The 13,952-nt window shown below is 37.5% G+C and carries 6 protein-coding genes; 1 reads left to right on the top strand and 5 read right to left on the bottom strand.

The genetic code is table 11. From position 1 onward, the window contains the following. Nucleotides 1-120: 120 nt before the first annotated feature. Nucleotides 121-3,630, bottom strand: coding sequence for a methylmalonyl-CoA mutase family protein (locus FEZ18_RS10625; RefSeq protein ID WP_153268295.1), 3,510 nt, complete (start codon nucleotides 3,628-3,630; stop codon nucleotides 121-123). Between the two features lie 269 nt (nucleotides 3,631-3,899). Here FEZ18_RS10625 and FEZ18_RS10620 point away from each other — a divergent pair, with 269 nt between their 5' ends. Continuing rightward, nucleotides 3,900-4,607 (top strand): DUF4197 domain-containing protein, encoded by a 708-nt coding sequence (locus FEZ18_RS10620; RefSeq protein WP_153268294.1) that lies wholly within the window; start codon nucleotides 3,900-3,902, stop codon nucleotides 4,605-4,607. 3,240 nt (nucleotides 4,608-7,847) lie between these two features. Here FEZ18_RS10620 and FEZ18_RS10615 read toward each other — a convergent pair. The 4 genes from FEZ18_RS10615 to FEZ18_RS10600 all read right to left on the bottom strand — a co-directional run bounded on the left by FEZ18_RS10615 (nucleotide 7,848) and on the right by FEZ18_RS10600 (nucleotide 13,880). Then, on the bottom strand, nucleotides 7,848-8,657 hold the full coding sequence (locus FEZ18_RS10615) for an ABC transporter substrate-binding protein (protein ID WP_153268293.1): 810 nt from the start codon (nucleotides 8,655-8,657) through the stop codon (nucleotides 7,848-7,850). 49 nt (nucleotides 8,658-8,706) lie between these two features. Then, complete coding sequence (gene pyrF, locus FEZ18_RS10610) at nucleotides 8,707-9,522, bottom strand: orotidine-5'-phosphate decarboxylase (protein ID WP_153268292.1); 816 nt, start codon at nucleotides 9,520-9,522, stop codon at nucleotides 8,707-8,709. A 144-nt stretch (nucleotides 9,523-9,666) separates the two neighbouring features. Beyond that, nucleotides 9,667-10,743, bottom strand: coding sequence for a peptide chain release factor 1 (prfA, locus tag FEZ18_RS10605; RefSeq protein WP_153268291.1), 1,077 nt, complete (start codon nucleotides 10,741-10,743; stop codon nucleotides 9,667-9,669). Between the two features lie 584 nt (nucleotides 10,744-11,327). Beyond that, nucleotides 11,328-13,880: an adenosylcobalamin-dependent ribonucleoside-diphosphate reductase gene (locus FEZ18_RS10600; protein ID WP_153268290.1), complete on the bottom strand. Its 2,553-nt coding sequence runs from the start codon at nucleotides 13,878-13,880 to the stop codon at nucleotides 11,328-11,330. Nucleotides 13,881-13,952 lie beyond the last annotated feature (72 nt).

Here is a 13,952-nt window from a genome sequence, read left to right as displayed (position 1 = left end):
AGCATAAGCGATTCACACACATTTTACCAAAAGTAAAATGTGGTGCTCTGAGATACTTCGGCTGCGCTCAGCATAAGCGATTCACACACATTTTACGAAAAATAAAATGTGGTTCTCTGCTTACATGTTGCGGCGATACTGTCCGCCGACCTCAAATAAAGCCGAAGTGATTTGCCCCAACGAACATACTTTGCAAACCTCCATTAAGGCTTCAAAAATATTTTCGTTATTAATGGCTTTCTGTTGTAAATCTTTTAATAATGCTTTTGTATCCTGAGCCTCATGGAGGTTTTTTAATGTTTTTATTTGAAATTGCTTCTCCTCTTCTGTGGCTCGAATTACCTCTTTAGGAATAACTGTTGGCGATCCTTTTGAACTTAAAAAAGTATTCACCCCTATAATTGGAAATTCTCCGTTATGCTTCAAGGTTTCATAATACAAGCTTTCTTCTTGTATCTTGCTGCGTTGGTACATGGTTTCCATAGCTCCAAGCACCCCACCTCTTTCTGTAATTCTATCAAATTCTAATAAGACCGCTTCTTCAACTAAATCGGTAAGTTCTTCAATAATGAACGAGCCTTGAATGGGGTTTTCATTTTTATTTAAACCCAATTCTTTGTTAATTATTAGCTGAATGGCCATGGCGCGTCGCACAGACTCTTCGGTTGGTGTGGTAATCGCTTCATCGTAGGCATTGGTGTGTAAGGAGTTGCAATTATCGTAAATGGCGTACAAGGCTTGAAGTGTGGTGCGAATATCATTAAAATCGATTTCCTGAGCGTGCAAACTGCGCCCCGAGGTTTGAATATGATACTTTAACATTTGTGCTCTCGCATTGGCACCGTATTTATGCTTCATGGCCTTAGCCCAGATTTTACGCGCTACACGACCAATTACAGCGTACTCGGGATCGATTCCGTTTGAAAAGAAAAACGATAAATTAGGACCAAACTTATTAATGTCCATACCACGGCTTAAATAATATTCCACGTAAGTGAAACCATTCGATAAGGTAAGGGCTAATTGGGTAATTGGATTGGCTCCAGCCTCGGCAATATGGTAGCCCGATATGGAAACCGAATAGAAATTACGCACCCTATTTTCAATAAAATACTCTTGAACATCGCCCATTAAACGCAGTGCAAATTCTGTTGAAAATATACAGGTGTTTTGCGCCTGATCTTCTTTTAAAATATCGGCTTGTACCGTACCGCGAACTTGCGCGATGGTTTTCTTTTTTATTTCTGCATAAACGTTTGCTGGCAAGACCTTATCTCCTGTAACGCCCAACAACATTAAACCTAAACCATTATTTCCTTCTGGTAACTCACCATTGTATTTTGGCCGTTCTTTACCTTTATAAATGGCTGCAATTTTATTTTCGACTTCTTTTTCTAAACCCTTTTCTTTGATATAAATCTCACACTGCTGATCGATGGCGGCATTCATAAAAAAACCAAGTAACATAGGTGCGGGACCATTAATGGTCATACTTACCGAAGTCATAACATGAGCTAAATCGAAACCAGAATAGAGTTTTTTAGCATCGTCTAAACAGCATATAGAAACGCCAGCATTTCCTATTTTACCGTAAATATCTGGTCTTAAATCCGGATCGTTTCCGTAAAGCGTGACACTATCAAAAGCGGTCGACAAACGTTTTGCCGGCAAGCCAGCACTTACGTAATGAAAACGCCTATTGGTGCGCTCGGGCCCACCTTCGCCAGCAAACATTCGCGCGGGATCTTCACCTGTTCTTTTAAATGGGTATAAGCCTGAGGTAAATGGAAACTCCCCAGGTACATTTTCTTGTAAACACCATTTTAAAATATCGCCCCATGCTTGGTATTTTGGCAGAGCAACCTTTGGTATTTGTAAATGAGACAGCGACTCGGTATGAGTTTCTATTTTAATTTCTTTATCTCGAACCTTAAAGGCATATACCGGATTCTTATACCGCGCTACTTTCTCATGCCATCCCAAAATAATTCCCCAATTATAGGGATCGAGATTTAGTTTTACACGGTCGAATTCCTTAATTAGAAGGTTTATTAATTGTGTTTGAGACACCGCACTGTTTGTATCTTCAGATGAAGGAAGAGCATTGCTGTGGTCGTTCTGCACATGTTGAAGAATTTCATCACTTAGTAAACCATACTTATCCAAAAGGGGTTTCTTAGTGCCATTATCCTTTAGATTAGATACAGATGCAATCGTTTTGTATATGCCATAGAGCTTCTGTGCCACTTCAACTTGTGTATTGGCCGTGTTGTCATAGCTACGATTACTCTCTGCGATTTCAGACAAATAACGAGTTCTGGATGGGGGAATCACAAAAATCTTCTCACTCATTTCTTTCGAAATCTCGAAGGTCGATTTTAAATCGGCATCGGCTTTTTCAACCAATGTATCCATAACCGCTCGATAAAGCGAATTCATTCCAGGGTCGTTAAACTGTGAGGCAATGGTACCAAAAACAGGCAAATCGTCTTGAGGAGTATCCCAAAGATTATTATTGCGCATATATTGTTTTTTAACATCGCGTAAGGCATCCAACGCACCGCGTTTATCGAATTTATTAACAGCCACTAAATCGGCAAAATCGAGCATGTCGATTTTTTCTAACTGGGTAGCTGCACCAAATTCTGGTGTCATCACATATAGCGACACATCAGAGTGTTCTATAATTTCGGTGTCTGATTGTCCAATACCAGAGGTTTCTAAAATAATCAAATCAAATTCGGCCGCTTTCAAAACCTCAACCGCTTCGTTTATGTGTTTTGACAAAGCTAAATTAGATTGTCGTGTCGCTAAACTACGCATATAAACACGTGGGGAGTTTATGGCATTCATTCGTATTCTGTCGCCTAAAAGGGCACCCCCTGTTTTACGCTTCGAGGGATCGACAGAAATTAAACCTATAGTTTTTTCTGGAAAATCCATTAAAAATCGACGCACCAATTCGTCGACTAAAGACGATTTTCCTGAACCACCTGTTCCGGTAATACCAAGAACAGGAGCCCCACCCAAGCTCCCTGCAGGCAAGGAACGCTCACTCGATTGCAGAAATAAAGCTTCAAATTTGTCGTGTTGATTTTCAGCAAAAGAAATAAGTCGCGCAATAGTATTAACATCTTTATCTTTTAAGCTTTGCAAGACCTCTTTTCCTTTAGGCAGAATTAAAGGAGGGTTTGGCTTATCAGATTGTGCGACCAAATCGTTAATCATGCCCTGTAAACCCATTTCTCGTCCATCATCTGGCGCATAAATACGTGCAATACCATAATCCATCAAATCTTTAATTTCTGTAGGAAGAATAACGCCTCCACCACCACCAAAAATCTTGATGTGTCCGGCACCACGTTCTTCCAACAAGTCGTACATGTACTTAAAATATTCGTTATGCCCGCCTTGATAAGAGGTTAAACAAATGGCATTCACATCTTCTTGAATGGCCGTATTTACAACTTCTTCTACACTTCTGTCATGTCCCAGATGAATCACCTCGACTCCTGTAGCTTGAATAATACGCCGCATAATATTAATGGAAGCATCATGACCATCAAAAAGGGAAGCTGCGGTTACAATTCGTACGTTATGCTTTGGTTTATAAGGTGTTACTTGTTTCATTCTAAAAGAGTTCTTAAATTTTTACTCTCAAATTTACGGAATATTCAAAAAATTGCAGTATTTATTTTGAATTATCTAAAAGCAAAAGAGAATCTAGAGCTATTATTGCCATTAAATTTGTTGCACGGCACAAAAATATTTTTTGTGTGCACTCAATTTATAGTGTATGATAGTCTGTTTTAAAGTGTAATAAACATATAAAAACAAGTCATTTAAGACCATTCTATCTATAAAAAATTATCTTTGTTTCAGATTTTAAAACCTAAATTATGATTCGTAAGATTTTTGCAGTCTTCTTGATATTCAATTTTACAGCCTGCGCAGAATTGCAAGAAATAGCCAACCAATTGCCCCAAAACAGCAATATGGGGAACTCACAAATAGCTGCAGGATTACAGCAAGCTTTAAATTTTGGAATTGAAAAACAAGTTACAAAACTCACGCAAACCGATGGTTTTTATAAAAATGAATTGGTAAAGATTTTATTGCCACAAGAATTGCAAAAAGTTGATGGCGCGCTTAGAGGCATAGGCTTAAGCAGTCTGGCAGATGAAGGCCTAAAAGCCATTAATAGAGCTGCGGAAGACGCTGTTAAAGAAGCCACACCCATTTTTGTAAGTGCGGTAAAAGATATTACATTTACCGATGCTAAAGCTATTTTACTAGGAAACGATGATGCTGCAACAACATATTTAACTAGCAAAACGCAAACGGCTTTATATCATAAATTTAATCCCATTATTAAAAACTCGTTTGCGAAAGTTGGAGCCGATAAAATTTGGAGTAATTTAATAAATAGATATAACAACCTACCCTTTACAAATACTGTAAACCCAGATTTAACCGATTATGTTACTCAGGAAGCTTTGCAGGGGGTGTATACTATGATTGCTGTTGAAGAGAAAGACATTCGCAACAACCTTTCCGCAAGAACAACTAGCTTATTGAGGTCTGTTTTTGCTTTACAGGACTCATAAAAGTATTGGTTTTTAATTTACGTTAATTAAGAGGAATTAGGTCGTCATGGCGAGGAAGCATGACGAAGCAATCTTTCATTTAAAACCGCAGATAAAATCATAAGATTCTTCGCTGCGCTCTGAATGACAGGCTGCTATAAACAACATCACACCGTAAAAATCCGTCATGGCGAGGAAGCATGACGAAGCAATCTTTCCATTAAAACGACAAGTAAAATCATGAGATTCTTCGCTGTGCTCTGAATGACAGGCTGCGCACCTCTGAATGAACAATGCGACTGTCATTCAAAAGGAGGCACGACTGAAGAATCTTTTTCAACAGTTTTAAATAAGTTTATAAAACATAAGATTCTTCGACTCCGAAATATATTCGGAATACTCTGAATGACAGTCTGCTATAAACAACATCACACCGTAAAAATCCGTCATGGCGAGGAAGTATGACGAAGCAATCTTTCCATTAAAACGACAGGTAAAATCATGAGAGTCTTCCCTAAGCTTGATTGACAGGCTGCGCACCTCTGAATGAACAATGCGACTGTCATTCAGAAGGAGGCACGACTGAAGAATCTTTTTCAACAGTTTTAAATAAGTTTATAAAACATAAGATTCTTCGACTCCGAATATATTCGGAATACTCTGAATGACAGGCTGCGCACCTCTGAATGAACAATGCGACTGTCATTCAGAAGGAGGCACGACTGAAGAATCTTTTTCAACAATTTTAAATAAGTTTATAAAACATAAGATTCTTCGACTCCGAATATATTCGGAATGCTCTGAATGACAGGTTGCTATGAATAACATCACACCGTAAAAATCCGTCATGGCGAGGAAGCATGACGAAGCAATCTTTCCTTTAGAACGAAAAGTAAAAACATAAGATTCTTCGCTGTGCTCTGAATGACAAGCTGTTATAAACAACATCACACCGTAAAAATCCGTCATGGCGAGGAAGTATGACGAAGCAATCTTTCCATTAAAACGACAGGTAAAATCATGAGAGTCTTCCCTAAGCTTGATTGACAGGCTGCGCACCTCTGAATGAACAATGCGACTGTCATTCAGAAGGAGGCACGACTGAAGAATCTTTTTTAACAGTTTTAAATAAGTTTATAAATCATGAGATTCTTCGACTCCGAATATATTCGGAATGCTCTGAATGACAGGTTGCTATGAATAACATCACACCGTAAAAATCCGTCATGGCGAGGAAGCATGACGAAGCAATCTTTCCTTTAGAACGAAAAGTAAAAACATAAGATTCTTCGCTGTGCTCTGAATGACAAGCTGTTATAAACAACATCACACCGTAAAAATCCGTCATGGCGAGGAAGCATGACGAAGCAATCTTTTCAATTAAAACGACAAGTAAAAACATAAGATTCTTCGCTGTGCTCTGAATGACAGACTTCGCTCTAAATAAAAGGCTGCTATGAACAACACTACACCGTAAAAACCGTCATGGTGAGGAAGTATGACGAAGCAATCTTTCCATTAAAACGACAGGTAAAATCATGAGAGTCTTCCCTAAGCTTGATTGACAGGCTGCGCACCTCTGAATGAACAATGCGACTGTCATTCAAAAGGAGGCACGACTGAAGAATCTTTTTCAACAGTTTTAAATAAGTTTATAAAACATAAGATTCTTCGACTCCGAATATATTCGGAATGCTCTGAATGACAGGTTGCTATGAATAACATCCAACCGTAAAAATCCGTCATGGCGAGGAAGCATGACGAAGCAATCTTTCCGTTAAAACGACAAGTGAAATCATGAGATTCTTCGCTGTGCTCTGAATGACAGACTTCGCTCTAAATAAAAGGCTGCTATGAACAACACTACACCGTAACAATACGTCATGGCGAGGAAGTATGACGAAGCAATCTTTCCATTAAAACGACAGGTAAAATCATGAGAGTCTTCCCTAAGCTTGATTGACAGGCTGCGCACCTCTGAATGAACAATGCGACTGTCATTCAGAAGGAGGCACGACTGAAGAATCTTTTTCAACAATTTTAAATAAGTTTATAAAACATAAGATTCTTCGACTCCGAAATATATTCGGAATGCTCTGAATGACAGGCTGCTATAAACAACATCACACCGTAAAAATCCGTCATGGCGAGGAAGCATGACGAAGCAATCTTTCCGTTAAAACGACAAGTGAAATCATGAGATTCTTCGCTGTGCTCTGAATGACAGACTTCGCTCTAAATAAAAGGCTGCTATGAACAACACTACACCGTAACAATAAGTCATTGCGAGGAAGCATGACGAAGCAATCTTTTGATTGAAAAGACAAGTACAATCATGAGATTCTTCCCTAAGCTTGAATGACAGACTGCGCACCTCTGAATGAACAATGCGACTGTCATTCAGAAGGAGGCACGACTGAAGAATCTTTTTCAACAGTTTTAAATAAGTTTATAAAACATAAGATTCTTCGACTCCGAATATATTCGGAATGCTCTGAATGACAGGCTACTATGAATAACATCACACCGTAAAAATCCGTCATGGCGAGGAAGCATGACGAAGCAATCTTTTAATTAAAACTACGAGTAAACAACAAACAGATTCCTACGCTTTTTTTCTATTGAAAAAGCTCTGAACGACAGTTCTAACGATGGTTCTGGATGGCAGTTTTGAATGGCATTACGGATAAAACTCAATTCCAACAATAAATCGTCATTGCGAGGAAGCATGACGAAGCAATCTTTCATTTAAAACCGCAGATAAAATCATAAGATTCTTCGCTGCGCTCTGAATGACAGGCTACTATGAATAACATCCCACCGTAAAAATCCGTCATGGCGAGGAAGCATGACAAAGCAATCTTTACATTAAAACGACAAGTACAATCATGAGAGTCTTCCACTCCGAATATATTCCGAATACTCTGAAGGACAAGCTGCTCTGACGACAAGTAAGCATGACGACGCAATCTCTCCATTAAAAAACAAATTAATAACACATAATTTCATACACTTTTCCCTACCAAAAAAGCTTCGAAAAACCAAACTAGACTCCTATTGTTTTAATAATTATTTAACTTATAACACACATCTAAAAAACTGGTTTACACGTAATTTATAGTAAACAACAGCTAGTTATCATTTAAACACATAAGGTTATGAACAAACATTTTTGCAGAGTAGGAAAAATAAGGTCGAGCTTGAGCGAGCTACTGGACTTTAAAGACATAGAAACTAAAATTGTAAATTTTGCAGAAGATGCTACAAATTTAGATGCCCCTCGAGATTTAAACGCAAGTTTTTAAAATACTTAAAAGCTTCTTTAAGTCTAGAGCCATACCAAGAAAACATTTCGCCATCGGCAATAATAATTTGAGCGTTTGGGTAAAAGTCTTTCACTTCGCTTATATGGGATTCTTTAAAAGGAAAAGGCTCACTAGATAGCATGACCACATCGATCGCATTATTGCGTTTTGTTTGGCGAAGTGTGATCTCTGGATAACGATTTTTATCTTCATAACTATTTTTAAATCGATTTAAAGCCAACATATAGTTAATGTAAGTGTTATTGGCAGCAATCATCCAAGGATTTTTCCAAATAAAATAAACGGCATTTAAAAGGGGTTTGTTTTGTATGAACACATCAAAACAAGCCCATTCTTTTTTAATAAGATCTGTAATTTCTGAAGCCTCTTTTGCTTTATTGAAAATGATACCGTATTGATGTATCATTTCTAAATTATGTTGAATATTAAAAATATCGGACACATGAATATTGCAAATTTCTGCACAAGCCGTTACAATATCTTTGGTGTTTTCTTCTTTATTACAAAGAATAATATCGGGGCGCAAAGTTTTTATTTTCTCAATATTAATCTGCTTTGTACCACCAACCACCACTTTCTCTTTTCTTAAATGACTGGGATGAATACAAAACTTGGTCACACCAACTAAGTAGGATTCTAAACCTAAATCGACTAACAACTCGGTTTGACTGGGCACTAAAGAGATGATTCGTTGGGGAACGGATTTTAAATGCAGCGGTCTACCTATTTGATCACGTAATGTCATTGCAAAGAATACGTCATGCTTCTGGGCCATGACAACTAATTAACAATATTTAAACCTTTAAAAGCACTTCCATTTCCTTTTGAAGCGCCGCGGCTTTTATAGCTGCAGACTCGGCAAAACGCTCGTCGTTTGAAGCGTAAATAATACCTCGAGACGAATTTATAAGCAAGCCTACTTTTGCATTCATACCGTATTTACAAACGTCTTGTAAATTGCCGCCTTGCGCGCCAACACCAGGGACTAACAAAAAACTGTCTGGTATAATTTTTCTGATATCGGCTAAAAACTCAGCTTTTGTAGCACCAACAACATACATTAAGTTTTCGGCATGCGCCCAAGTTTTTGAAGTTTCTAAAACCTGCTTGTATAATTCTTTACCATTAACAGTTTTGGTTTGAAAATCGAAAGCCCCTTGATTAGACGTTAAAGCTAAAAGAATGGTATGCTTGTCTTTAAAAGCTAAAAACGGTTCTACCGAATCTTTTCCCATATAGGGAGCAACGGTTACCGAATCGAAAGCCAAATCTTCAAAAAACGCTTTGGCATACATACTACTTGTATTCCCAATATCACCACGTTTAGCATCAGCTATGGTGAAAATTTCTGGATGCTTTTCGTTTAAATAATTAATGGTTTTTTCTAAAGATTTCCAACCCTTTAATCCGTAGGCTTCATAAAATGCCGTATTGGGCTTGTAGGCCACACATAAATGATGTGTGGCATCAATTATCGCTTTATTGAAAGAAAATATGGGATCTTCCTCCTTTAAGAGAAATTCTGGAATTTTATTTACATCGACATCTAATCCGATGCATAAAAAGGATTTCTTTTGTCTTATTTGCTGAACAAGTTGGGTTGTTGTCATGTTCTTCTATATCCTCACAGCGAGGAAACTATTGTGTGATTGCTCTCGTTTTTAATTACAAAACAAAACACTATTAATCACTAATTTTATAACTCTTTAAAACGAAACTGCTTATGGCCTATTCGCAAAAAACCACGATGAGATTTAAATTAAATCATCGTTTGCCTTTAACTTCTCAGTGTTTTCGGCTAACATTAATTCGTCTATTATTTTTTGAATATCACCATTCATGATATTACTTAAATCGTAGAGGGTTAAACCAATTCTATGATCTGTAACACGACCTTGCGAGTAGTTATAGGTTCTAATTTTTGCACTTCTATCACCAGAGGTTACCATGCTTCCCCGCTTTTCGGCATCTTCAGCATTCTTTTTGGCCAACTCCATTTCATACAAACGCGAACGCAGTACTTTAAACGCTTTTTCTTTATTCTTATGCTGCGATTTTTGGTCTTGACACTGTGCGACCAATCCAGTGGGCTCGTGCGTTAATCGCACTGCAGAATAAGTGGTGTTTACCGACTGGCCTCCTGGACCCGACGAACAGAAAAAATCTATTCTAACATCTTTTGGGTCTATTTCTACATCAAACTCTTCGGCCTCTGGAAAAACCATACAAGTGGCAGCACTAGTGTGCACACGACCTTGGGTTTCGGTTTGTGGTACACGTTGTACACGATGCACTCCTGCCTCAAACTTTAAGGTGCCGTAAACATCTTCACCAGTAACTTCAAATTGAATTTCTTTAAAACCACCGTTTGTACCTTCACTAAAATCTACAACATCGACTTTCCAACCTTTGCCTTCACAATACTTGCTGTACATTCTAAATAAATCACCTGCAAAAATACTAGCTTCGTCACCACCAGCTCCTGCCCGTAATTCGACTACGGCATTTTTAGAATCTTCCGGGTCTTTTGGTATTAATAGAAATTTAATTTCCTCTTCTAATTCAGGGATTCTTTCTTTGGCTTCATCGTATTGCATTTTAGCCATCTCAACCATTTCGGCATCGCTTCCATCTGAAATAATAGCTTCAGCTTCATCTATATTATTGGTAAGCTCAATATATTCGTCGCGCTTATCGCTTAAAATTTTAAGATCTTTATACTCTTTATTTAATTGTACATAACGCTTTTGGTCGGTAATTATATCCGGTTGAATAATTAAGTCGCTAACCTCGTCAAAACGTTGTTTTATGATTTGTAATTTGTCTAACATTTAACTTTTTATTGATAGCCAAAAATACAATAATTTATGAATTTTTGGCACACCACCATACGCTTATCTAATAATTATATAAATAATTTTACTCCAGATGCCTTGTTAAATGCTTTAAAAGGTAAATACTTGTGTTTTTAATAGTTATTGACACATCATTGGCATGCATTTTAAATTGAAATTTTAAATCTACCACATATCATACCAAATGGACTCTGTCATGTCGCATATAATTCGTTTACTCCCATTTTTCTATTTTATAAATAGGTGTTCATGATGTGCTTCGCAGTTCCTTTTAACCCATATTGTGGTACAAAATAAAACCATAACTTTGGCTATGCTTTGATGTTCTTTCTCATCTGAATAGAAAAAAATTCAAATTAACCATACGACATTTCAAAATTAAATTGGTGTTCATGATTACTATTTTTCTAGTTGTAAAAAAAAGCTTCATTGAAGTAGTAAACCCAACATACACATTTAAACCTTTGTTTAATAAACCTACGGGGTTTGTATGATTTCTTTAAAATGCATAAAAAAAGGAGATCTAACGACCTCCCTTTTTAACCTCTATAATTTATGGTTTAGCCACATTTTGAAGAACCACAATCCTTACAAGTTAAACAACCTTCTTGGTAAATTAAATGCTCAGATTTACAATTATCACAGCGCTGTCCTTTAGCCTGTGTACCATCTTCTACATAACGCTTTAACGCACGTACCACCCCGTTTTTCCAGGTGTTTATAGACTCGGTATCCAATTGTAAGCTATTTATTAAATCTACAATTTTATCAATTGGCATGCCATGACGCAATGTGCTAGAAATTAGTTTAGCATAGTTCCAGAATTCTGGATTAAATTTATGCGATAAACCTTCAATAGTGGTTTTATAACCTCTTTTATTTTTGTACTGAAAATCGTAACGCGAACTACCATCTTCATTTCTATTTTTTATTATCAGACCTTCGTTAACCCAGCGAGGTATCAATATACCATCTTCATCATCAATAAGACCCGTAAACACTTCGTAAGGTTTACCATCAATTAATCCAATAAAGGCAATCCATTTTTCCTTATTATTTTGAAAGCGTACAACATCGGCCTCTAATATTTGTGGTCGTTTAATTGGGAATGCTGTTAACTTATCGTCGGCTTCCTCCTTCTTTTCTTCATTAGAAATTAAAACCCCAGCGCGCGATCCGTCACGATAAACCGTAACACCTTTACAACCCTCTTCCCAGGCTTTTAAGTACAGTTCGCCAACCAATTCTTCACTCACATCATTTGGTAAATTAATAGTTACACTAATAGAGTGATCGACCCATTTTTGAATAGCCCCTTGCATACGCACTTTACTTAACCAATCTACATCGTTTGACGTCGCTTTATAATACGGAGATTTTTTTATCAACTCGTCTAGTTCACTTTGAGCGTAGTTTTTAGAAATATCGAAGCCATTTACTTCCATCCATTGTTTAAATCGGTGATGAAATACCACGTATTCTTCCCAAGAATCGCCTACCTCATCAACAAAATCTACACGCACCTCTTTATCGTTTGGATTCACTTTTCTTCTGCGTTTATAAACCGGCATAAAAACAGGCTCTATCCCAGAGGTTGTTTGCGTCATTAAACTAGTTGTTCCTGTTGGCGCTATGGTTAACAAAGCGATATTTCGTCTGCCATATTCTAACATTTCATAGTACAACTCACTGTCTGCTTCTTTTAAACGCTGAATAAACGGGTTATTTTTTTCACGTTGAGCATCGAAAATGGCAAATGCGCCACGGTCTTTTGCTAAATGTACCGATGCACGGTAAGCCTCGATAGCAATGGTTTTATGCACCTCTAAAGAAAATGTGTTTCCTTTATCACTTCCGTACTGGATGCCTAAAGCGGCCAACATATCACCTTCTGCAGTGATGCCCACGCCGGTTCTTCGACCTTCTTCCGCTTTATTTCTTATATTAACCCAAAGGTTACGCTCGATAGCTTTAACATCCTCTAATTCTGGATCGGCATCAATTTTTCGTAAAATATTATCTATTTTTTCAAGCTCTAAATCGATAATATCGTCCATAATACGCTGCGCACAAGCCACATGCTTTTTAAACAACTCGAAATTAAAAGAAGCTTTATTTGTAAATGGATGATCTACATAAGAAAATAGGTTAATAGCTAATAAGCGACAAGAATCGTAAGGACATAAGGGAATTTCGCCACAAGGATTGGTAGATACGGTTTTATAACCCAAATCGGCATAACAATCTGGAACAGATTCGTTAATAATAGTATCCCAAAATAGAATACCTGGCTCGGCAGATTTCCAAGCGTTATGCACTATTTTTTTCCAAAGGGTAGTCGCTTCAACCGTTTTTGTAACTTTAGGGTTTTCTGAAAATATAGGATATTTTTGAATATAATCGGTTTCGTTTTTAACGGCTTTCATGAAATCGTCGTCGATTCTAACCGACACGTTAGCGCCTGTAACCTTGCCTTGCTCCAGCTTAGCATCGATAAAATTTTCGGCATCTGGATGATTAATGGATACTGATAACATAAGCGCACCTCTCCTACCATCTTGTGCCACTTCTCGAGTAGAATTTGAGTAACGTTCCATAAACGGTACAATACCAGTAGAGGTTAAGGCCGAGTTTTTAACTGCAGAACCTTTTGGCCGAATGTGCGATAAATCGTGACCAACACCACCACGACGCTTCATGAGTTGCACTTGTTCTTGATCAATTTTCATGATACCCCCGTAAGAATCTGAATCGCCAGAATTTCCAATTACAAAACAGTTTGAAAGGGAAGCAATTTGATAGGGATTACCAATGCCTGCCATAGGGCTACCTTGTGGTACGATATACTTAAAATCTTTAATTAAGTTAAAAATCTCATCTTCGCTTAAAGGGTTTTTATACTTCGCTTCAACCCTAGCAATTTCTTTGGCGATTCTACGGTGCATATCATTAGGGGTAAGCTCGTATATGTTCCCGTCTGAGTCTTTTAGAGCGTACTTATTAAGCCACACTCGTGCAGCCAAATCGTCGTTATTAAAGTACTTAAGTGATGCTTCAAAAACTTCGTCTTGCGAGTAGGTTTGAGGCGCCTTTTCTGTGAGGTTTGCTTTCATGAGTTGATATGTTTTTTAGTTCTACTACGGATTTTTCAAATAAACCGTAAAGAAACAAAATATATTCAACTT

The organism is Oceanihabitans sp. IOP_32, assembly GCF_009498295.1.
Lineage (GTDB): Bacteria > Bacteroidota > Bacteroidia > Flavobacteriales > Flavobacteriaceae > Wocania > Wocania indica.
This window is presented reverse-complemented; position numbering and strand designations above follow the sequence as displayed.